Here is a 25,387-nt window from a genome sequence, read left to right on the forward strand (position 1 = left end):
GCGTGGGTTAATCCTCCGGACAACCCCTATGACCCCCTGGTGACCCGGGGAATCGATAGGGGAGTCCGGTATTAGAGAAGCCTATTCAAGGGTGGGGAAAATCCTGTCCGACATCGAGAACGACGTCAATAGCAGAATTCCCGTCACGCCCTTCCGAGGCCCTTGTTGATAAATGCGAACAGCTCTTCGTCGCTGGCCGACTGAAGCTGATCGGCCTCGGTCGCGCCCTGGGCGAGGGCCTCGGACGGGGCCGCCGCGGGCTCGGCCGGGGCGGCCGTGTCGTCGGACTCGTTCCACTTCGCCAGCAGCGACTGGAGCCGCATGGTGATGCGCGCCCGGGTGATGTTGTCGGGGGCGCTGCCGGAGAGCACCGTCTCCAGCTTGTCGAGTTCTTCGAGCACCGGGGCGCCGGTGGCCACCGCGTCGGGCACGATCTCGGCCCGCATAAGGGCCGCCACGGCCGCCGGGGTCGGGTGGTCGAAGATCAGCGTCGGCGGCAGCTTGAGCCCGCTGGCCGCGCCCAGCCGGTTGCGGAATTCGACCGCGGTGAGCGAGTCGAAGCCCAGCTCCTTGAACGCCCGGCCCGCCTCGATCGCCTCGGCCCCGGAGTGTCCCAGTACGGCGGCGACCGCGCTGCGCACCAACTCCAGCAGCACCCGCTCCCGTTCGGTCTCCGGCAGCGTGGCGAGCCGACCGGCCAGCGCGTTCCCGGCGGCGGCCTCGTCGGCGGCGTCGGCCCGCATCTCCTCGGCCACCTCGCGCGCCTCGGGCAGCGCGTCCAGCAGCGGGCGCGGCCGGTCGGCGGTGAAGGCGAGGGTGAAGCGGCGCCAGTCCATGGCGATGACGGTCAGCGCCGTCTCGTCCCGGTCCAGGGCGTGCTGGAGCGCGGCGGTGGCGGACAGCGGCGCCATCTCGTTGATGCCGTGGCGGCGCATCCGGTCGCCGGTGGCGCCGTCCACCGTGCCGCCGTCGCCCCACGGGCCCCAGGACACGGTGGTGGCGGGCAGCCCGTCCGCGCGGCGCTGCTCGGCGAAGCTGTGCAGGAACGCGCTGCCCGGCGCCTGGTTGCCCTGGCCCGGTGCGCCGAACGTCGCGGAGAAGTGCGAGAACAGCACGAACGCGCTCAGGTCCAGGTCCTTCGTCAGCTCGTGCAGCTGGCGCGTGGCGTCCACCTTGAGCCGCAGGACACGTGTCGCCTGATCCGGGGTCAGCCCCTCGATCACACCGTCCTCGATGACCGCGGCGGTGTGCATGACGGCCGTCAGCGGCTGGTCGGCGGGGATGGCCGCGAGGGTTTCGGCGAGCGCCGCGCGGTCGGTCACATCGCAGGCGGCGACGGTGACCTTGGCGCCGAGGCCGGTCAGTTCGGCCTCCAGCTCCACCGCGCCGGGGGCGTCCGCGCCCCGGCGGCTCGCCAGCACCAGGTGTTCGGCGCCGTTGCGGGCCAGCCAGCGGGCCACCTCCGCGCCGAGCCGTCCCGTACCGCCGGTGACCAGCGTGGTGCCGGACGGCTTCCAGGACCGCAGGGGGGACGTGGCGGCGAGCGGGGCGCGCACCAGGCGCGGCCCGAAGACGCCCGCCTCCCGGATCGCCACCTGGTCCTCGTCGTGCCCGGCGGCGAGAACTCCCATGAGGCGGCCCAGGGCCTGCTCGTCGGGTGCCTGGGGCAGGTCGACCAGACCGCCCCAGCGCTCCAGGTGTTCCAGCGCGGCCACCCGGCCCAGGCCCCAGACGAGGGCCTGTTCGGGGCTCTCCGGCCGGTCGGCGCCGCCGATGGACACCGCGCCGCACGTCAGGCACCACAGCGGCGCACCGATTCCGGCGTCGCCGAGCGCCTGGATCAACGCGAGCTGGGCGGCGATGCCGTACTCAGAGTGTCCGTCCTCGGCGGGCGCGAGCAGCGACAGTACGCCGGTGAAGCCACCCTCGGCTTCGGCGTGCGCGGTACGAAGCCGCTCGGCCAACTCCTCGCGGCCGTCCGTGCCGGGGTCCACCACGATCTGCCGTACGTCGGCGCCGCGTCCGGTGAGCGCGCCGGTCACGGCGGCCGTCCACGCGTCGTCGGTGCTGGCCGCGACGACGAGCCAGCTGCCGTCCGGGCGCGCGGACCGCGCCTCGGTGAGCGGCTGCCATGTCACGCGGTACCGCCAGCCGTCCACGGTGGACTGCTCGCGCGCCTGCTTGCGCCACGAGGCGAGGGCGGGCAGGACGGCGCTCATCGGCTGGTCGCCGTCGACGGTCAGCTCGGCGGCCAGCGTCTGCCAGTCCTCGGCCTCCACCGCCGCCCAGAACTTCGCCTCCACGGCGTCGTGCCGGGTCTCCCCCGCCACGCGCCCCGGCCCGGCCTCGGGCCAGTAGCGCTGCTGCTGGAAGGCGTACGTGGGCAGTTCGATGCGGCGGGCTCCCGTGCCGTCGAACACCGCGTGCCAGTCCACGGCCACGCCACGCGACCACGCCTCACCGACCGACGCCCAGAAGCGGTCGAGACCGCCCTCGTCGCGGCGCAGCGAACCGATCGCGGCCGCGTCCAGCCCGGCGTCCTCGGCGGTGTCCTGCACGCCCATGGTCAGCACCGGGTGGGCGCTGGACTCGATGAACACGCCGAAGCCCTCGTCCAGCAGCCGCCGGACCGCGCCCTCCAGCTCGACCGTGCGGCGCAGGTTGGTGAACCAGTACGTGGCGTCCAGCTCCGGACCCTCGACCCACTCCCCCGTCACGGTCGACAGGAACGGCACCCGGGCGGTCTTGGGCTGGACCGGGGCGAGCAGTTCCAGCAGCTCATCGCGCAACAGCTCCACCTGCGCGGAGTGCGACGCGTAATCCACCGGCACCCGGCGCGCCCGGACCTCGTCCGCCTCGCAGGACGCCAGCAACTCATCCAGCGCGGCCGGTTCGCCCGAAACCACCACGGCCGAGGGGCCGTTGACGGCCGCCACCGAGATGCGCTCCTCGCCCCACGGCGCGATCCGCTCCCGTACGTCCGACACCGGCAGCGCAACGGACACCATGCCGCCCCGACCCGCCAGCACGCGGCCAATCGCCTGGCTGCGCAACGCCACCACACGGGCCGCGTCCTTGAGCGACAGGATCCCGGCCACACACGCGGCCGCGATCTCGCCCTGCGAGTGGCCGACCACGGCGGACGGCTCGACGCCGAGCGAACGCCACAGCTCGGCCAGCGACACCATCACCGCGAACAGCACCGGCTGGACCACGTCCACCCGGTCCAGCGACGGCGCGCCGTCCACCCCGCGCAGCACATCCACCAACGACCAGTCGGTGAACTCCGCGAGCGCCGCCGCGCACTCCTCGATACGGGCGGCGAACACCGGCGAGGCGTCCATCAGCCCCACGCCCATCCGCACCCACTGGGACCCCTGCCCCGGGAAGACGAATGCCGTCTGACCTGCGACGACCGAGCCCCGCTCGACGCCCGCCGCCATGCCGCCGTCGGCGAGCGCGGTCAGCCCGGCCACCAGCTCCTCGCGGTCCCGGCCCTGGACGACACCGCGTACGTCCAGCGCGGCACGGGTCGTGGCCAGCGACAGGCCCACGTCCACCGGGCGCAGCGCCGGTTCGTCCTGGAAGCGGTCCAGCAGCCGCCGGGCCTGGGCGCGCAGCGCCGCCTCGCTCTTGCCGGACACCACCCACGGCACCACGCCGGGCTGCTTCGACACCAGTTCGGCGGGCTCCCGCTCCTCGGCGGGCGCCTGCTCGACGATGGTGTGGGCGTTGGTGCCGCTGAAGCCGAACGAGGAGATGGCCGCGCGGCGCGGGCGGCCCGTCTCGGGCCACGGTGTGGCCGAGGTGACCAGCGACACCGCGCCCGACGACCAGTCGATGTGCGGGGACGGCTCGGCGATGTGCAGCGACTCCGGCACCAGGCCGTGCCGCATGGCCAGCACCATCTTCATCACGCCCGCGATGCCCGCCGCGCCCTGGGTGTGGCCGATGTTGGACTTCACCGACCCCAGCAGCAGGGGCAGTTCCTCGGGGCGGTCCGTGCCGTAGGTGGCGAGGAGCGCCTGCGCCTCGATCGGGTCGCCCAGCGACGTCCCCGTGCCGTGCGCCTCGACCACGTCCACATCGGCGCCGGACAGCCGCGCGTTGGCCAGCGCCTGCTGGATAACGCGCCGCTGGGACGGGCCGTTGGGCGCCGTCAGACCATTCGACGCGCCGTCCTGGTTGACGGCGGAGCCGCGTACGACGGCCAGCACCTCATGGCCGTTGCGACGCGCGTCCGACAGCCGCTCCAGCAGCAGGACGCCCACGCCCTCGGCCGGTCCGAAGCCGTCCGCGTCGGCCGAGAACGCCTTGCAGCGGCCGTCCTGGGACAGCCCGCGCTGACGGCTGAACTCGATGAACAGGCCCGGCGTGGACATCACATGGACGCCGCTCGCGAGCGCCAGCGAGCACTCGTCCAGCCGCAGCGACTGCACGGCCAGGTGCAGCGCCACCAGGGACGCGGAGCAGGCCGTGTCCACGGTGACGGCCGGGCCCTCCAGGCCGAAGGCGTAGCTCAGCCGCCCGGAGACGACACTGCTCGCGTTGCCGGTGCCGAGGTGTCCGCCGAAGTCGTCCTCGGCATCGAGCGCCACCGTCAGATAGTCGGAGGCGTTCATGCCCGCGAACACACCGGTACGGCTGCCGCGCAGAGTGGCCGGGTCGATGCCCGCCCGCTCGAACACCTCCCACGACGTCTCCAGCAGCAACCGCTGCTGCGGATCCATGGCAAGGGCCTCACGCGGCGAGATCCCGAAGAACGAGGCGTCGAACCGGGTGGCGTCCCCGAGGAAACCGCCCTCGCGGGTGTAGGTGGTGTCCGGGGTGTCCGGGTCCGGGTCGAAGAGGCTCTGCAGGTCCCAGCCACGGTCGTCCGGGAACTCCGTCTGCGCCTCGCCACCGGAGGCCATGAGCTGCCACAGCTCCTCGGGGGTGCCGACACCACCGGGGAAGCGGCAGCTCATGCCCACGATGGCGATCGGCTCATGGGCCTGGTCGTCGACTTCCCGCAGCCGCCGGTGGGCGGCGGTGAGATCGGTGGTGACCTTCTTCAGATATTCGCGGAGCTTGGCTTCGTTCGCTGTCGCCATGGACGTTCACCTATTCGCAAGTGCTCTGGATCGTCGGGGGGCCGGGAGTGGGTGCCGTTCGCGTTCAGCCGTTTCAGCCGTTGCCGAACCTCTTGTCGATGAAGTCGAAGAGTTCGTCATCGCTGACCTCTTCGAACGCGTCCGCCTCGGCGTCCGCCCCGTCGTCGTCCCCGGTGCGGCGCACGTCGTGCCACTTCGCCAGCAGCGTCTGCAGACGCACCGTGATGTTGGCGTGTGCGGCCTCGTCCGCCGCGACCGCCGCCAGATCCTCCGGCGCCAGCGAGGACAGGCTGTTCTCCAGCCGCTCCAGCTCCTCCGTGATGGACATTCCGGCGTCCGTGGCCTCCGGCGCCACCTCGTGACGCAGATGGCGCGCGAGCGCCACCGGCGTCGGGTGGTCGTACACCAGCGTCGCCGTCAGCTTCAGCCCGGTGGCCGCGTTCAGCCGGTTCCGCAGCTCCACGGCCGTCAGCGAGTCGAAGCCCAGCTCCTTGAACGCCTGCTCGGCGCCCACCTGCTCCTTCGACGCGTAGCCCAGCACGGCGGCCACCGTGCGGCGCACCAGGTCGAGCACGGTGCGCTCCTGCTGGGCCTCCGACTGCCGCGCCAGCCGCTGTGCCAGGGTCTCCGCCTCAGCAGCGTTTTCGGGCACGGCCGGGCCGCCACTGTCGGCGGCGCGGCGCACCGGGGTGCGCACCAGGCCACGGTAGAGCGGCAGCAGCTCCCCGGCGGAGGCGGCGCCGCGCAGCGCGGCCAGGTCGAGCCGTACGGGGACGAGTACCGGCGCGTCGGGCACCGCGCGGGCCGCGTCGAACAGGGCCAGGCCCTCATCGGCGGACAGCGGCAGCACACCGCCGCGCGCGGCGCGCTTCAGGTCGGCCGCGCCGAGCCTGCCGCCCATGCCCCGCTCCTCGGCCCACATGCCCCACACGAGGGACTGCGCGGGCTGGCCGGTGGCGCGGCGGTGTCCGGCGAGCGCGTCGAGGAACACGTTCGCCGCCGCGTAACCGCCCTGGCCCGGGCCGCCGATCGTCCCGGCGGCGGCCGAGAAGAGCACGAAAGCGGACAGGTCCAGATCGCGGGTCAGCTCGTGCAGGTTGACCGCCGCGTCGACCTTCGGCCGCAGTACGCGGTCGATCCGCTCCGGCGTCAGCATGTCGATGACACCGTCGTCGAGGACACCCGCCGTGTGCACCACGGCCGTCAGCGGACGGTCGGCAGGAATCCCGGCCAGCAGGGCCGACAGCGCCTCCCGGTCGGCCGCGTCGCAGGCGACGACGGTGGCCTGAGCACCCAACTCGGCGAGTTCGGAGGTCAGTTCGGCCATTCCCTCGGCGGCGGGGCCGCTCCGGCTGGTCAGCAGCAGATGGCGGGCGCCGTGCGCGGTGGCCAGATGGCGGGCCACCAGCCTGCCCAGACCGCCGGTGGCGCCGGTGATCAGGACGGTGCCCTCGGGGTCGATCCCGGTGTCGGGTTCGGTGGCCGGGGCCTCGACCCGGGCCAGGCGCGGTGCGTACGCCGCGCCCGCGCGCAGCGCGAGTTCGGGCTCGCCCGAGTCCAGCGCCGCCGCGATCGCCGGGTACGACACCTCGCCGTCGACGTCGAGGAGGACGAACTGCCCCGGATTCTCCGTCTGGGCGGACCGCAGCAGCCCCCACACGGGCGCGTTCACCAGGTCCGTGACCTCGGTGTCCCCGGCCGAGGCGACCGCGCCCCGCGTGACCAGCACCAGACGGGCGCTGCCGGGCCTGCCGCCGTTCAGCCACTCCTGGACCAGGCCCAGGGCCCGGTGGGTGGCCGCGTGCGTGTCCGCGACGAGATCGCCACCGTCGGCCAGGAAGGGGACGAGGACCGTGTCCGGCGCCGTCCCGTCGACCATGACGGCCATGTCCAGCGCCGCGAGGTCGTCGTGGACGGTGGCGGTGTGCCCGGCCGCGTCCAGGCCGACGCTCAGCTTGAGGTCGTCGCCGCCGACGACGGCGAAGCTTGTCGACCTGCCGTCTGAAGGCGCCGCCACCGGAGCCCAGTCCACCCGGAACAGCGTGTCCTGGCGCCCGGACGCCGCCGCCGCTCCGGCGATCCGGTCCGCGTCGAGCGGTTCGACGGACAGCGCGTCCACCGACGCGACGAGCGCACCCGCCTCATCGACAGCCACCAGCGACACCGTGCCGTCCGCCGCGTCCGCCACCGGGGAGAGCCGCACGCGCAGCACCTCGGCGCCCACCGCGTACAGGCTCAGCCCGCGCCATGTGGCCGCCACCATGGCCCTGTCCACGGTCAGCCCGAGCGGCTGGAGCGCACCGTCCAGCAGGGCCGGGTGCAGGGCGAAGCGGGCGGCGTCCGCCTGCCGCTCCTCGCCGATACGGACCTCCGCGTACAGCTCCTCGCCGCGCCGCCATACGTGGCGCAGGCTCTGGAACGCCGGGCCGTGCAGCAGCCCGGCGCGCCCCATGTCCGCGTACAGCGCGGCGGTGTCCACCGGCTCCGCGTCGGCGGGCGGCCATACGGCGAACTCGCCGACGCCCGCCGTCCGCACCCCGGCCGGGGCGAGAACGCCACCGGCGTGCCGCGTCCACGGCTGGTCCTGCTCCGCACCCTCCGGGCGCGAGTACACCGCCAGCGGGCGGCGGCCCTCGCCATCCGGCTCGCCGACCGACACCCGCAGCTGAACCCCGCCGCGCTCCGGCAGGATCAGCGGCTCCTCAAGGGCCAGCTCCTCCAGCAGCGCACAGCCCACCTGGTCCCCGGCGCGCACCGCCAGCTCCACGAACGCGGAGCCGGGCAGCACGGCCGTATCGGCCACCGTGTGGTCCGCCAGCCAGGAGTGCGACGCGAGCGAGAGCCGCCCGGAGAAGAGGTACGCGTCCGCGTCGGGCAGTTCCACCGCAGCGCCCAGCAGCGGGTGACCGGCCGAGCCGAGCCCGGCCGAGGTCACCTCGTCCAGGCCCAGCAGGGCGTCGACCCAGTAGCGGCTGCGCTGGAACGCGTACGTCGGCAGCCCGACCTTCCGCGCGCCCGTCCCCGCGAAGTACGCCTCCCAGTCCGGGGCCGGGCCACGGACGTAGAGCCGCGCGAGGGTGCTCGTCAGCGCCTCGGCCTCGGGCCGGTCCTTGCGGCAGACGGAGACGAACGCGGCGTCGTCATCGCCGGTCACGCACTCCTGGGCCATGGCGGTGAGCACACCGTCCGGACCCAGCTCGACGTACGTGGTCACACCCTGAGCCTCCAGAGCACGCACACCGTCGAGGAAGCGAACGGCCTCACGAACATGCCGCACCCAGAAGCCGGGGCTGGTGATCTCCTCGGCGGACACCACCTCGCCCGTCAGGTTGGACACGATCGGGATGCTCGGAGCCTCGTACGTCAGCCCCTGCGCGACCTCCCGGAACGCGTCCAACATGCCGTCCATACGCGGCGAGTGGAACGCGTGGCTGACCGTGAGCCGCTTGGTCTTACGGCCCTGGGCCTCGAAGAACGCCGCGATCTGCACGGCGTCGTCCTCGTCGCCCGCGACGACCACCGACGTGGGCCCGTTGAGGGCAGCGATGCTGACGCGCTCGGTGAGCAGCGGCAGCACCTCGTCCTCGGAGGCCTGGACGGCGATCATCGCGCCACCGGCGGGCAGCTCCTGCATCAACCGACCACGCGCCGCCACCAACTTCGAAGCGTCCTCCAGCGACAACACACCCGCCACATGCGCGGCGGCCAGCTCGCCGATGGAGTGGCCGGACAGGAAGTCCGCCTTCAGACCCCACGCCTCGACCAGCCGGAACAGCGCCACCTCGATGGCGAACAGCGCGGGCTGGGTGAAGCCGGTCTGATCCAGCGCGGTGGCGTCCTCGCCGAACAGGACATCCCGCAGCGGCCGTTCGAGATGCGCGTCCAGGTGTGCGCACACCTCGTCCAGCGCGTCCGCGAACACCGGGTAGGTCTCGTACAGCTCACGGCCCATCCCGAGCCGCTGGCTGCCCTGGCCCGTGAACAGGAACGCCACCTTGCCGCCCGCCACCGAGCCCTCGACCAGGCCCGGCACCTCGGACTCGCCACGCGCCAGCGCCGCGAGACCGGCGAGCAGCGCATCCCCGCTGTCAGCGGTGAGCACGGCCCGGTGGTCCATGGCGGTGCGGGTGGTGGCCAGCGAATAGGCCACATCGATGGGTGCGGCGTCGCCGCCGAGGTGGGCCAGCAGCCGTTCGGCCTGACCGCGTACGGCGTCCCGGGACTTGCCCGACAGCACCCACGGCACCGTCGGCAGCTCCACCGCAGGAGCGGCGGCCGGGGCGGCCTCCGGGGCCGGGGCCTGCTCCAGCACGGTGTGCGCGTTCGTACCGCTGATGCCGAACGCCGACACCGCCGCCCGGCGCGGACGGCCGGTCTCCGGCCACTCGCGCGCCTCCGTCAGCAGCTCCAACTCCCCGGCGGACCAGTCGACGTGCGGCGTCGGCTCGTCCACGTGCAGCGTCTGCGGCAGCACACCGTGTTGCAGCGCCAGCACCATCTTCATCACGCCCGCCACACCGGCAGCCGCCTGCGTGTGGCCGATGTTGGACTTGATGGAGCCGAGCAGCAGAGGCAGGTCCGCGTCCCGGTCCTGGCCGTAGGTGGCCAGCAAGGCCTGCGCCTCGATCGGGTCGCCCAGCGTCGTACCGGTGCCGTGCGCCTCGACGGCGTCAACCTCGGCGGCCGAAAGCCCCGCACCGGCCAGCGCCTGCCGGATGACCCGCTGCTGCGACGGACCGTTCGGCGCCGTCAGACCATTCGACGCACCGTCCTGGTTGATGGCAGAACCCCGCACCACAGCCAGCACCTCGTGGCCATGACGCCGCGCATCAGACAGCCGCTCCACGAGCAGCATGCCCACGCCCTCGCCCCAGCCGGTGCCATCCGCACCCGCCGCGAAGGCCTTGATACGCCCATCCGCAGCCAGCCCACGCTGACGGCTGAAGTCCACGAACGAACCCGGCGTCGACATCACCGTCACACCACCGGCCAGAGCAAGCGAGCACTCCCCCGCCCGCAGCGCCTGAATCGCCCAGTGCAGCGCCACCAGCGACGACGAGCACGCGGTGTCGACGGTGACGGCCGGACCCTCAAGACCCAGCGCGTACGACACCCGACCCGACATCACACTGGCCGCGTTGCCCGTGCCCAGGAACCCGTCGCCGCCGTCCGGCGAGTGGAGGACGAGGGACATGTAGTCCTGGCCGTTCGTACCGGCGAACACGCCGACCTGCTGGCCGCGCAGCGTCGTCGGGTCGATCCCGGCGCGCTCAAAGGCCTCCCACGACGTCTCCAGCAGCAACCGCTGCTGCGGATCCATCGCCACCGCCTCACGCGGCGAGATCCCGAAGAACGCCGCGTCGAACTCCCCGGCGTCCGCCAGGAATCCGCCGTCGCGGACGTAGGTGGTGTACTCGGCGCCGGGCTCCGGGTCGTACAGCGACTCGACGTCCCAGCCACGGTCTCCCGGGAAGCCGGAGATGGCGTCCTGCCCGGAGGACAGCAGCCGCCACAGCTCCTCGGGCGAGTCCACCCCGCCCGGGAAGCGGCAGCTCATGCCCACGATGGCGATCGGATCGTCATCGACCACGACGCCCACAGGGGTGGTGGCTTCGGCCTCGCTCTCGTCGCCCAGGAACTCCGTACGGAGGTGGTCGGCGAGCGCCGAGGACGTCGGGTAGTCGTAGACCAGGGTCGGCGGCAGCCGCAGCCCGGTCACGGTGTTCAGCCGGTTGCGCAGCTCGACGGCGGTGAGCGAGTCGAAGCCCAGCTCGCTGAACGCCCGGCTCGCCTCCACCGCCTCCGCGTCGGCGTGGCCGAGTACGTCCGCCACGGCGGAACGCACCAGGTCGAGCAGCACGCTTTCGCGCTCCGCCGCCGGAACACCCGCGAGCCGCTGCGCGAGCGAGGACTCGTCCGCACCAGCGGTACGACCTGCCACGGCCTCCATCGCCGTACGCGCCTCCGGCAGATCCCGCAGCAGCGGGCTCGGCCGGGACGCGGCGAAGCCGGGGGCCAGCCGCTCCCAGTCGATGTCCGCGACCGTCACCGCGGTCTCGTCCAGGTCCAGGGCGCGCTGCAGCGCTGCGATGGCCAGGTCCGCCGCCATCGGCGGCACACCGGCGCGGCGCATGCGCTGCTCCAGCGCGTCGTCCGCCGCCATCCCGCCCTCGGCCCACGGGCCCCAGGCGATGGACGTGGCGGGCAGGCCCTCGGCCCGGCGGCGCTCGGCGAGCGCGTCCAGGAAGGCGTTCGCGGCGGCGTAGTTGGCCTGGCCAGCGGCGCCCATGGAACCGGAGAACGAGGAGAAGAGGACGAAGGCCGTGAGGTCCAGGTCCCGCGTCAGCTCGTGCAGATTGGCGGCGGCGTCGGCCTTCGCGCGCAGCACGGTGTCGAAGCGCTCGGGGGTCAGCGACTCCAGTACGCCATCGTCGAGCACACCGGCCGCGTGGATGACGGCCGTCAGCGGCAGCTCGTCCGGGAGTCCGGCCACCAGGGCGGCCAGCGCGTCACGGTCGGCGGCGTCGCAGGCCGCGACGGTGATCCGGGCGCCCGAGGCCGCGAGTTCGTCCCGCAGCTCGGCCGCGCCGGGGGCGTCGAGGCCACGGCGGCTGGTGAGCACCACGTGCGCGGCGCCCTTGTCGACCAGCCAACGGGCCACGTGCGCGCCCAGCGCGCCCGTACCGCCGGTGACCAGCACGGACCCCGCGCCCGGCCGCCAGTCACCGCCGCCGCGCGTGGCGGCGGCGCGGGTCAGGCGACGGCCGAAGACACCGGAGGCGCGTACCGCCACCTGGTCCTCGCCCTCGGCGCCGGTCAGCACCCCGGCCAGCCGGGACAGCGCCCGGTCGTCCGCCGTCTCCGGCAGATCGACCAGACCGCCCCACCGCTCGGCCAGTTCCAGGGCGGCGACCCGGCCCAGGCCCCAGACCCGTGCCTGCCGCGGGTCCACCGGGCCGTCGGACCGGCCGGTGGAGACCGCGCCACGCGTGGCCACCCACAGCGGCGCGGCCACGCCCAGGTCGACCAGCGCCTGCGTCAGCGCGGCCGTACGGAGCAGCCCTTCGGCGCCCGTGGCGACGGACGGCAGCGCGAACACACCCGCCACCGGGCCCTCCGCGACCGCCGCGCGCAGCCCCTCGACCATGCCCGCACGGTCCTCGGCGGCCAGCTCGATCCGCTGGGGCTCGGCGCCACGCGCGGACAGCGTCCGTACGACACCCTCGGCCCAGACGTCATCGTTCACACCCGCCGGGGCGACGACCAGCCACCGGCCGCTCAGCGTCCCCGCGCCACGGGTCGGCGTCACCGGCTTCCACGTCACCTGGTAGCGCCAGGCGTCCACGGTGGACCGCTCGCCCTGGCGGCGCCGCCACGAGGACAGCATCGGCAGGACGGCGCCCAGCGAGGACAGCTCGTCCGCGTCCTCGGACTGGAGCGTCCCGGCGAGCGCGGTCAGATCCTCGCGCTCCACGGCCTCCCAGAACCGCGCGTCCACGGAATCCCTCGCCGCGACGGCCTCGCGGACCTCCTCCGGGTCCTCCACCCAGAAGCGCTGCCGCTGGAAGGCGTACGTCGGCAGGTCGACCTGCGCGGCGCCCGTACCGGCGAAGAAGGCCCGCCAGTCCAGGGCGACACCCCGGGTGTGCAGCGCGGCCACCGCACCGGTCAGCGACTCGGGCTCGGCACGGCCCTTACGCAGCGCGGTCACGAACGCCGCGTCGGCACCGGTGACGCACTCCTGCGCCATGGCGGTGAGCACACCGTCCGGGCCCAGCTCGACGTACGTGGTCACGCCCTGCGCTTCGAGCGTCCGGACACCATCGAGGAAGCGAACGGCCTCGCGGACGTGCCGCACCCAGAAGTCCGGGCTGGTGATCTCCTCGGCGGAGACGACATCCCCGGTCAGGTTGGACACGATCGGGATGCGCGGGGCTTCGTACGTCAGCCCCTGCGCCACCTCCCGGAACGCGTCCAACATGCCGTCCATACGCGGCGAGTGGAACGCATGGCTCACGGTGAGCCGCTTGGTCTTACGACCCTGCGCCTCGAAACCGGAAGCGACCTCAGCCACAGCCTCGTCGTCACCCGCGATGACCACCGAAGTGGGGCCATTGAGGGCGGCAATGCTCACACCACCACCGAGCAGCGGCAGAACTTCCTCTTCCGAAGCCTGGACGGCGATCATCGCGCCACCGGCCGGAAGCTCCTGCATCAACCGACCACGCGCCGCCACCAACTTCGAAGCGTCCGCCAGCGACAGCACACCCGACACATGCGCGGCAGCCAACTCACCGATCGAGTGTCCGGACAAGAAGTCGGGCCGCACACCCCACGCCTCGACCAGCCGGAACAGCGCCACCTCCACCGCGAACAGCGCGGGCTGGGTGTACCCGGTCCGGTCGAGCGCCGAGGCATCGTCCCCGAACAGGAGGCCCCGCAGCGGCCGTTCAAGGTGCCGGTCCAGCTCACCGCACACCGCGTCCAGCGCCTCCGCGAAGACCGGGTAGGCGTCGTACAGCTCACGGCCCATCCCCAGCCGCTGGCTGCCCTGGCCCGTGAACAGGAACGCCACCTTGCCCTCGGATACCTGGCCTTCGACCAGGCCGGGGGCCGACTCGCCACGCGCCAGGGCGTCAAGAGCGTCCCGGTCCTCACCGACGACCACCGCGCGCCGCTCCAGCGCCGCCCGGCCGGTCGCCAGCGCGTAGCCGACATCCGTGGCGTCCAGGTCGGGGTGGGTGCCGAGGTGGGCCAGGAGCCGTTCCGCCTGGCCGCGCAGCGCGGCCTCGGTCTTGCCCGAGAGCACCCACGGCACCGTCGGCAGCGCCACATCAGAGATCTGGGCAGAATCGAGAGCCGGGGGCTGCTCCAGGATGGTGTGCGCGTTCGTGCCGCTCACGCCGAAGGACGACACGGCCGCCCGGCGCGGTCGGCCGAGTTCCGGCCACGGCCGGGCGTCGGCCAGCAACTCGACGTCGCCCGACGCCCAGTCCACGTGCGGGGTGGGCTCGTCCAGGTGGAGCGTTCGCGGCAGCACCCCGTGGCGCATCGCCATGATCATCTTGATGACGCCCGCGACACCGGCCGCCGCCTGCGCGTGGCCGATGTTCGACTTCAACGACCCCAGCCACAGCGGCTGCCCCTCCGGCCGCTCACGGCCGTACGTGGCCAGCAGCGCCTGCGCCTCGATCGGGTCGCCCAGCGTCGTCCCCGTACCGTGCGCCTCGACCACATCGACATCGGCGGTGGTGAGCCGGGCGCTGGTGAGCGCGTCGCGGATGACGCGCTGCTGGGACGGGCCGTTCGGCGCCGTCAGACCATTGCTCGCACCGTCCTGGTTGATGGCGGAACCCCGCACGACCGCCAGCACCCGGTGGCCCTTGCGGCGCGCGTCCGACAGCCGCTCCACGAGCAGCATGCCCGCGCCCTCGGCCCAGCCCGTACCGTCCGCCGAGGCCGCGAAGGACTTGCAGCGGCCACTGGTCGACAGACCGCCCTGGCGGCTGAAGTCGATGAACGTCTCCGGGGTGGCCATGACGGTCACACCACCGGCCAGCGCCATCGTGCACTCGCCGTTGCGCAGCGCCTGCGCGGCCATGTGCAGCGCCACCAGCGACGACGAACACGCTGTGTCGATCGTGACCGCCGGGCCCTCAAGCCCGAAGGTGTACGCCACCCGCCCCGAGGCGACACTGCCCGCGGAGCCGGTGCCCAGATAGCCTTCGAGCCCGTCGGGAACCGCGTTCAGCCGGGACAGATAGTCGTGGTACATGACGCCCGCGAACACACCGGTCCGACTGCCGCGCGCCGTCGCCGGGTCGATCCCGGCCCGCTCGAACGCCTCCCACGACGTCTCCAGCAGCAGCCGCTGCTGCGGATCCATGGCCATGGCCTCACGCGGCGAGATCCCGAAGAAGTCCGGGTCGAACTCGGCCGCGTCGTGGAGGAAACCTCCCTGGCCCGTGGCGCTGGTGCGCGCGTTGCCGGAATCGTCGCTCCGCAGCCCGTCCAGGTCCCAGCCACGGTCGGCCGGGAAGTCGGAGATGGCGTCCACGGAACCCGTGACGAGCTGCCACAGCTCCTCGGGGGTCGTGACTCCGCCCGGGTAGCGGCAGCTCATGCCGACGATGGCGATCGCGTCGTCGTCGGCGACGGCCACGGTCGGCACAGGGCCCGCCACGCCCTCGTCCAGCTGGTCGCCCACCAACTCGGTCCGCAGATGGCGAGCGAGGACCATCGGGTCCGGGTAGTCGAAGACCAGGGTGGCGGGCAGCCGCAGCCCGGTCACCGTGTTGAGCTGATTCCGCAGCTCAACGGCGGTCAACGAGTCGAAGCCCAGCTCCTTGAACGCCCGCGCCGACCCGATGGTCTCCGCGCCCGCGTACCCGAGCACCGTCGCCACCTGCCCACGGACCAGGTCCAGCAGCAACCGCTCCTGTTCCGGCTCCGACAGCCCCGCGAGCCGCCGCGTCAGGTCCGACTCGACCGCCCCGGCGGCGGCCTCCACCGCACGCCGCGCCGGTACGCGCACCAGACCGCGCAGCAGCGGCGAGATGGCACCCGCAGCGGCCTGCGTACGCAGCCCCGGGAGGTCGACGCGCATCGGCACCAGGTGCGCCTCGCCCACGGACAGCGCGGTGTGGAACAGCGCTAGGCCCTCCGCCACCGGCAGCGGGGGAAGTCCGGCCCGCCGCATCCGGGCGATGTCGGCCTCGTCGAGCGTGTCGCCCATCCCGCCACCGGCCCACAGGCCCCACGCCAGGGCGGTGCCGGGCAGGCCACGCGCCGCACGGTGCTGCGCCAGTGCGTCCAGGAAGGCGTTGGCGGCGGCGTAGTTGCCCTGCCCCGGGCTGCCGAACACCGCGGCCACCGACGAGAACAGCACGAACGCCGTCAGGTCCAGGTCCTGGGTCAGCTCGTGCAGGTTCCAGGCCGCGTCCACCTTCGGCCGCAGGACCCCCGCCAGCCGCTCCGGCGTCAGCGAGCCGATCACACCGTCGTCCAGCACACCCGCCGTGTGCACCACGCCGGTCAGCGGATGCTCAGCCGGAATCCCGGCCAGCACCTCCGCCAGCGCGCCACGGTCCGCCACATCACACGCCGCCCAGCGCACCTGAGCGCCCGCGTCGGCCAGTTCGGCGGTCAGCTCGGCGGCGCCGGGCGCGGCCTCGCCACGTCGGCTCACCAGCAGGAGGTGCCGTACGCCGTGCTCGGCCACCAGACGCCGGGCGAACAGACCGCCCAGCGAGCCACCGGCACCGGTGACCAGCACCGTGCCGTCCGGATCCCACTCCGGGGCGCGGCTGTCGGCCCCTGACGTGGCGCGGGCGAGCCGGGGAATCTTCAGCGCGCCCTGCCGTACGGCGATGTCGGGCTCGCCGCTCTCCACCGCCGCAGGCAACGCGGCAAGCGAATCCTGACCGCCGTCGACGTCGATGAGCACGATGCGGTCCGGGTTCTCGGACTGCGCCGTACGCAGCAGACCCCGCACTGTGGCGCCCGCCAGGTCCGCCACCGGCTCACCGGCCTCGGTGGCCAGCGCGCCCGACGTCAGCAGGACCAGCTGTGAGTCCGTGAAGCGGTCGTCGGCCAGCCACTGCTGCACCAGCGCCAGCGCCTGGGTGGTCGCCTCGTGCGCCGTGGTGGCGGGCGAGGGGTCTTGCCCCACCCCGCCCCTTCCCTCAACTTGGGGCTCCGCCCCAAGACCCCGGTCCTCAAACGCCGGACGGGCTTGATCTGCCGCACCCGGGCGGTCAAGTGCCGCACCGTCCGATGTCAGGTGCACCACTACGCACTCCGGCAGCGCCGCACCGGAATCGATCGCCGCCGTCAGCTCCGCGAGGTCGGCGTACGCCGCGACGTCGAGGCCCGCGCCCGCCACGTCGCGCGCGAGGTCGTCGGAGCCCAGCACGGCCCACCGGCCGCCGCCCTCCGTACCGGCCACACCAGCGAGTTCCGTCCACTCCAGGCGGAACAGCGACTCGTGATGTTCCGTACGCGCACTCCGCAGCTGCTCGGCCGACACCGGACGCAGCCGCAGCGCCTCCACCGAGGCCACCGGAACCCCGGCCGTGTCCGCGATCTCCAGCCGCACCCCGTCGCCGCCCGTGGGCGCCAACCGCACCCGCAGCGCCGAAGCACCGCTGGCGTACAGGGACACCCCGTTCCACGCGAACGGCAGCCGCCCCTCACCATCGGTGTTGCCCAGCCCCGCGAGCCCCACGGCGTGCAGAGCCGAATCCAGCAACGCCGGATGCAGACCGAACCGGCCCGCCTCCTCCGCCGCGTCCTCGGGCAGCGTCACCTCGGCGAAGATCTCACCATCGCGCTGCCACGCCCTGCGCAGCCCCTGGAACACCGGCCCATACGCGAAACCGATGTCCAGCAGGCCTTCGTAGCGCCCGTCGAGGTCGATCTCGGTGGCATCCGCCGGAGGCCACGCGCTCAACTCGAAGGACGCCTCGGTCCGATCACCGGGCGAGAGCACACCACTGGCATGCCGGGTCCACGGCTCCTCGACCGGCAGACCCTCCTGGCGGGAGTGCAACGACAACGAACGCCGCCCCGCGTCGTCGGCGGCGCCGACCGCGAGCCGCAGCTGTACGCCGCCCTGCTCGGGCAGGGCCAACGGCACTTCGAGTGTCAGCTCTTCCAGATGGTCACATCCCACCTGGTCACCCGCCCGGACGGCCAGCTCCACCAGCGCCGTGCCCGGCAGCAGAACCGTGTCCAAGATGGTGTGCTCGGCCAGCCACGGATGGGTGGAGAGCGCCAGACGGCCGGTGAACAGCAACCCGTCCGAGTCCGGCAGCTCGGCGGTGGCCGCGAGCAGCGGATGCCCCGCCTCGCCCAGGCCCACGGCGGCCACATCGCCGAAGAACAGCGACGACACCTTGGGCCAGTAGCGCTGCCGCTGGAAGGCGTACGTCGGCAGCTCGACCCTCGTCACGCCCCTACCGGCGTAGTAGGCGGTCCAGTCCACCGTCACGCCACGGACGTGCGCCCGCGCGAGGGCGTACGTCAGCGCCTCGGCCTCGGGCCGGTCCTTGCGGCAGACGGACGTGAAGGCAACGTCATCGCCGGTCACGCACTCCTGCGCCATCGCGCTGAGCACACCGTCCGGACCCAGCTCGACAAACGTCGTCACGCCCTGCGCTTCGAGCGTCCGGACGCCATCGAGGAACCGCACCGCCTCCCGGACATGCCGCACCCAGAAGTCGGCAGACGCGATCTCGTCGCCGGAGACCAGACCACCGGTCAGGTTGGACACGATCGGGATGCGCGGAGCCTCGTACGTCAGCCCCTCGGCCACCTCCCGGAACGCGTCCAGCATCCCGTCCATACGCGGCGAGTGGAACGCATGGCTCACCGTCAGCCGCTTCGTCTTACGACCCTGCGCCTCAAACGATGCCGCGACCTCAACCACAGCGTCGTCGTCACCTGCGATGACCACAGACGACGGCCCGTTGAGGGCGGCAATGCTCACACCACCACCGAGCAGCGGCAGAACTTCCTCTTCCGAAGCCTGGACGGCGACCATCGCGCCACCAGCCGGAAGCTCCTGCATCAACCGCCCACGAGCCGCCACCAACTTCGAAGCATCCGCAAGCGAGAGCACACCCGCCACATGCGCGGCAGCCAGCTCGCCAATGGAGTGCCCCGACAAGAAGTCCGGCGTCAGCCCCCACGCCTCCACCAGCCGGAACAGCGCCACCTCCACCGCGAACAGCGCGGGCTGGGTGAAACCGGTCCGGTCCAGTACAGCGGCATCGGCCCCGAACAGCACATCCCGCAGCGGCCGTTCCAGATGACCGTCCAGATGCGCACACACCTCATCGAGCGCATCCGCGAACACCGGATAGACGTCGTACAGCTCACGCCCCATCCCCAGCCGCTGGCTCCCCTGCCCCGTGAACAGGAACGCCACCCGGCCACCGGCCACCGAGCCCTCGACGAGCCCGGCCGCCGCCTCGCCACGCGCCAAGGCGTCAAGAGCGGCGGCACGGTCGTCGCCGACCACGACCGCACGGTGGTCCAGCGTGGCGCGTGTGGTGGCGAGGGAGTAGCCGAGTTCGCCCGGAGTGATCTCCGGGTGCTCGTCCAGGTGCGAACGGAGCCGTACGGCCTGCGCGCGCAGCGCGTCGGCGGTCTTCGCCGACAGGACCCACGGCGTCGCACCGGGAGTCGTGGCCTCGCGCGGCGCCTCGTCCTCGACAACAATCGGCGCCTGCTCCAGCACCGCATGTGCGTTGGTGCCGCTGAAGCCGAACGACGAGACGCCCGCACGGCGCGGCTGACCGGTCTCCGGCCACGGCCGGGGCTCGGCCAGCAGCTCGATGTCGCCCGCCGACCAGTCCACGTGCGGCGACGGCTCATCCACATGCAGGGTCTGCGGCAACACACCGTGCCGCATCGCCAGCACGACCTTCATCACACCGGCAACGCCCGCAGCCGCCTGCGTATGGCCGAGGTTCGACTTCACCGACCCCAGCCACAGCGGCTGCCCCTCCGGCCGGTCTTGGCCGTACGTGGCGAGCAGCGCCTGCGCCTCGATCGGGTCGCCCAGGGCCGTCCCCGTACCGTGCGCCTCCACCACGTCCACATCACCGGCCGACAGACCCCCGTTGGCCAGCGCCGCACGGATCACCCGCTGCTGCGACGGGCCGTTGGGCGCCGTCAGACCGTTCGACGCGCCATCCTGGTTCACCGCCGTACCGCGCACCACCGCGAGCACCGGGTGACCGTTGCGGCGCGCGTCCGACAGCCGCTCCACCAGCAGCATGCCGACGCCCTCACCCCACCCCGTGCCATCCGCACCCGCCGCGAACGCCTTGACCCGGCCGTCCTGCGCCAGCCCGCGCTGACGGCTGAACTCGATGAACGCGCCAGGGGTGGACATCACGGTCACACCACCGGCCAGCGCCATGGAGCACTCACCGGCCCGCAGCGCCTGGACCGCCGTGTGCAGGGCGACCAGCGACGACGAGCACGCCGTGTCGATGGTGAGGGCCGGACCCTCCAGGCCGAAGGTGTACGCCAGTCGGCCCGATATCACGCTGGCCGCGTTGCCCGTACCCACATGGCCGTCGATGCCGTCCTGCTCACCGGCCAACAGCACCGACAGATAGTCCTGGCCATTGGTGCCGACGAAGACACCGGCCGTCGAACCGCGCAGCGTCGCCGGGTCGATCCCGGCCCGCTCGAACGCCTCCCACGACGTCTCCAGCAGCAGCCGCTGCTGCGGATCCATGGCAAGCGCCTCACGCGGCGAGATCCCGAAGAAGGTCGGGTCGAACTCGGCGGCGTCATGCAGGAATCCGCCGTCACGGGCGTACGAGGTGCCCGGCTGATCCGGGTCCGGGTCGTACAGCGCGTCCAGATCCCAGCCCCGGTCCGTGGGCATGCCCGAGACCGCGTCCGTACCGGACATGAGCAGCTGCCACAGCTCCTCGGGGGTCTCCACACCACCCGGGAACCGGCAGCTCATCGCCACGATCGCGATCGGTTCGTCATCGGCCACCACGGTCCCGGCCACCGCCGGGCCATCGGCACCGGCCACGTCCCCGGTCAGCAGCTCGCTGAACAAATGGTCGGCAAGGGCGGTCGGCGTCGGGTAGTCGTAGATGAGCGTGGCGGGAAGCCGCAGCTCAGTGGCAGCGTTCAGACCGTTGCGCAGCTCCACGGCGGTCAGCGAGTCGAAACCGATCTCCCGGAACGCCCGCTCGGCGCCGACCTCCGCCACATCCGCGTGGCCCAGCACGCCCGCGACATGCGTCCGCACCAGATCCAGCAGCGCGCGCTTGCGCTCCGCCTCGGGCAGTCCGAGCAGCCGCCCGGCCAGCGCGGAAGCCGACTCGGCAACGCCCTCGCCACGCCCGCCAGAACCCCCAACGGGCACGTCCGGCACCGGCGCCAGCTCGGCCAGCAACGGGCTCGGCCGGACAGCGGTGAACGTCGACAGGAACAGCTCCCAGTCGACATCCGCCACCGTCACGACGGCCTCCGGGCGGGACAGCGCCCGCTGGAGCGCCACCAGGTTCAGCTCCGGCGCCATCACCCGCAGGCCACGGCGGCGCAGCTGCTCCTCGGCGTCGCCCTCGGCGGCCATACCGCCGTCCGCCCACGGGCCCCAGGCCACGGCGGTCGCGGGCAGGCCACGCGCCCGGCGCCGCTCGGCCAGCGCGTCCAGGAACGCGTTACCGGCCGAGTACGCGCCCTGGCCGCCACTGCCCCAGATACCGGAGATGGAGGAGAAGAGGACGAAGGCGTCCAGGGGGTCGGACGACTCGTCGAAGATGCTGTCGAGGTGGATCGCCCCGGCCGTCTTCGCCTCCAGGACACGGGCCAGCTCCGACAAGTCGCTGTCCGTACCGGGCTCCTGGGAGACACCGGCCGCGTGCACCACGGCCCGCACCGGCGTACCGTCCGCCGCAAGCCGCCCCACCAGCGCCTCTAGCGCTGCACGGTCGGCCACATCGCACGCCTCGACGGACACGGCGGTGTCGGGACCGGACAGTTCGGCCACGATCTCGGACGCGCCCGGCGCGTCCGGGCCACGACGGCTGAGCAACACCAGCCGCTCCGCGCCATGCTGGGCCAGCCAACGGGCCACATGCCGCCCCAGCGCACCCGTACCGCCGGTCACCAGCACGGTGCCACGCGGCGTCCACGGCTCGGCGGACGCGACGGACGCGGCGGCCGCGTCGCGCGGAGCCCGCACCGCACGCCGTACGAACACCCCGGCGGCGCGGATCGCCACCTGGTCCTCGCCGCTCACTCCGGTGAGCACACCCGCGAGCCGGTCCAGCGCACGCCCGTCCAGCGACTCCGGCAGATCGACCAGACCACCCCAGCGCTCGGGCCACCCCAGCCCCAGAGCCCGGCCGAAGCCCCACAGCTGCGCCTGCGTCAGGCTGTCGAGCCGGTCCGCACCACCGGTCGAGACCGCGCCCCGGGTCGCACACCACACCCGCGCCGATCCATAGCCGTCCCGCTCTTCCAGCGCTTCGACCAGCGCACCGGTCAGCGCAATACCGAGCGGCACCGCCGGATGCTCCGGGTGCGGGCGCTCGTCCAGTCCCAGCAGCGACAGGACACCGGCCACCGGACCATCGGCGGCCGCCGACGCGAGGCGCGTTGCGAGGGTCTGGGGATCGGTGTCCGCCACGTCCAGCTCGACGCGTAGGACACGCACACCACGCCGCACCAGGTCATCGGCCACGGCGGCAACCCAGGGATCGTCCCCACGACCGGCCGGAACCGCCAGCAGCCAGGTGCCCGTCAGCGCGGCCGTCTTCGACGACCCACCCCGCTCACGGGACTGGGGCTTCCAGACGACGTTGTAGAGACGACCGTCGACGGTGGACAGCTCCTGCTGTTCACGGCGCCACGAGGACAGGGCGGGCAGCACCGCGCTCAGCGGCTGGTCGCCCGCGACCCGCAGTTCGCCCGCGAGTGCTTCCCAGTCGCCGCGTTCCACCGCCTCCCAGAAGCGTCCTTCGATCACGTTCACGGCCGGGGCTCCCGAGGCCGCTGTCTCCGGAGGGGCCTCAAGCCAGTACCGGCGGCGCTGGAAGGCGTACGTCGGCAGCTCGATCCGCTCCGCGCCGGTGCCCGCGTAGAACGCGGTCCAGTCGACCGTCACGCCACGCACATGCGCCCGTGCCACGGCGGTGGTCAGCGCCTCGGCCTCGGGCCGGTCCTTGCGCAGCGCGGCGATGAACGCCGCGTCCTCGCCGGTCACGCACTCCTGCGCCATCGCGCTGAGCACACCGTCCGGGCCCAGCTCGATGAACGTCGTGACGTTACGGTCCTCCAGCGTGCGCACGCCGTCGAGGAAGCGGACCGCCTCCCGGACATGCCGCACCCAGAAATCGGCGGTCGCGATCTCCTCGGCGGACACCACGCCACCGGTCAGGTTGGACACGATGGGGATGCGCGGCGCCTCGTACGACAGCCCCTGCGCGACCTCCCGGAACGCGTCCAGCATCCCGTCCATGCGCGGCGAGTGGAACGCGTGGCTGACCGTCAGCCGCTTGGTCTTACGACCCTGCGCCTCAAACGAGGCAGCGACCTCAGCCACAGCCTCGTCGTCACCCGCGATGACCACAGACGACGGCCCGTTGAGGGCGGCAATGCTCACACCACCACCGACCAGCGGCAGAACCTCATCCTCCGAAGCCTGCACGGCGACCATCGCGCCACCAGCCGGAAGCCCCTGCATCAACCGACCACGCGCCGCCACCAACCGGCACGCATCCGCAAGCGACAACACCCCCGCCACATGCGCGGCAGCCAACTCACCAATCGAATGCCCGGACAAGAAGTCCGGCTTCACACCCCACGCCTCGACCAGCCGGAACAACGCCACCTCAACCGCGAACAACGCAGGCTGAGTGAACCCCGTCTGATCCAGAGCCGCCGCGTCATCCCCGAACAGCACACTCTTCAGCGGCCGTTCCAGATGCGCGTCCAGCGCCGCGCACACCGCGTCCAGCGCCTCCGCGAACACCGGGTACGCGTCGTACAGCTCACGCCCCATGCCCAGCCGCTGACTGCCCTGCCCCGTGAACAGGAACGCCACCTTCCCCGGCACCGGCGACCCCTGCACCAGCCCCGGGGTGGTCCCGTCCGCCACCAGGGCGTCGATTCCGGCCCGGAAGCCGTCGCGGTCGGCGGCGACGACCACCGCGCGGTGCTCGAAGGCCGAGCGGGTGGTGGCGAGCGAGTGGCCGAGGTCGAGCGGGCGCAGGTCGGGATGGGCCCGCACATGCGCGGCCAGGTGCTCGGCCTGGGCACGCAGGGCGGCGGCGCCACGTCCGGACAACACCCACGGCAGCACGGCGGGGGCCACAGTCGGCGACGCCGTGGCCGGTTCGGACGCGGGCGCCTGCTCGATGATGGTGTGGACGTTGGTGCCACTGACACCGAACGACGAGATACCCGCGCGGCGCGGGCGGCCGTCCGTCTCCGGCCACTCCCTCGCCTCCGTGAGCAGCGACACCTCACCCGCCGACCAGTCGACGTGCGGCGTCGGCTCGTCCACGTGCAGGGTCTGCGGCAGCACGCCGTGGCGCATCGCCATGACCATCTTGATGACGCCACCGATCCCGGCGACGTTCTGGGTGTGGCCGATGTTCGACTTCAGCGAGCCGAGCCACAGCGGCTGGCCCTCCGGCCGCTCCTGCCCGTACGTGGCGAGCAGCGCCTGCGCCTCGATCGGGTCGCCCAGCGTCGTACCCGTGCCGTGTGCTTCCACGGCGTCCACATCGGCGGCGGTGAGGCGGGCGTTCTCCAGGGCCTGCCGGATGACACGCCGCTGCGACGGACCGTTCGGCGCCGTCAGACCATTGCTCGCACCGTCCTGGTTGACCGCCGAACCCCGCACCACGGCCAGCACCGGGTGACCGTTGCGCCGCGCGTCTGACAACCGCTCCACCAGCAGCACGCCGACGCCCTCGGACCAGCCGGTGCCGTCCGCCGACGCCGCGAAGGACTTGCACCGGCCGTCGGCGGACAACCCGCGCTGACGGCTGAACTCCACGAACACATCCGGGGAGGACAGCACAGTCACACCCGCCGCCAGGGCCAGCGAGCATTCGCTCTGCCGCAGCGCCTGGACCGCCAGGTGCAGCGCGACCGAGGAGGACGAGCAGGCGGTGTCGATGGTGGCCGCCGGGCCCTCCAGGCCCAGGGTGTACGAGAGCCGCCCGGACGCGACGCTGGCGGCGGTGCCGGTCAGCAGATGCCCCTCGACGCCCTCCGGCAGGTCGTACCCGCCCGCCCCGTACGCCTGCGTGGAGGCGCCGACGAACACACCGGTACGCGAGCCCCGCATCGTCGCCGGGTCGATCCCGGCCCGCTCGAACGCCTCCCACGACGTCTCCAGCAGCAACCGCTGCTGCGGATCCATCGCCAGGGCTTCCCTCGGCGAGATGCCGAAGAAACCGGCGTCGAACTGGTCCGCGTCGTACAGGAAGCCGCCGCCACGGGCGTAGAAGGTGCCCGCGCGCTCCGGGTCCGGGTCGTACAGCGCCTCCATGTCCCAGCCACGGTCGGCCGGGAAGCCCGAGATGGCGTCCTGGCCGCCCGCGACGAGCTGCCACAGCTCCTCGGGGCTGCCGACGTCGCCGGGGAACCGGCAGCTCATGCCGACGATCGCGATCGGTTCGCGCGACGCGTCGGTGAGCTGCTGGTTCTGCTTGCGCAGCCGCTCGGTTTCCTTCAGCGAGGCCCGCAGCGCGTCAACGAGTTTGTCGTTGGGGGTTGTCATCGTCCTACTCCGTGCTTTG

General features: G+C 72.8%; 2 protein-coding genes. Both read right to left on the reverse strand.

The features are described 5' to 3' along the window. Positions 1 to 143: 143 nt before the first annotated feature. The gene (locus tag ACWC5C_RS05305; RefSeq protein WP_450873854.1) at positions 144 to 5,093 is read right to left on the reverse strand and encodes a type I polyketide synthase; all 4,950 of its coding nucleotides are present in this window, start codon (positions 5,091 to 5,093) and stop codon (positions 144 to 146) included. A 73-nt stretch (positions 5,094 to 5,166) separates the two neighbouring features. After that, positions 5,167 to 25,368, reverse strand: a complete 20,202-nt coding sequence (locus ACWC5C_RS05310; RefSeq protein WP_450873856.1) for a type I polyketide synthase — start codon at positions 25,366 to 25,368, stop codon at positions 5,167 to 5,169. Between the last annotated feature and the right edge of the window lie 19 nt (positions 25,369 to 25,387).

It is taken from the genome of Streptomyces sp. NPDC001700 (genome assembly GCF_053596435.1).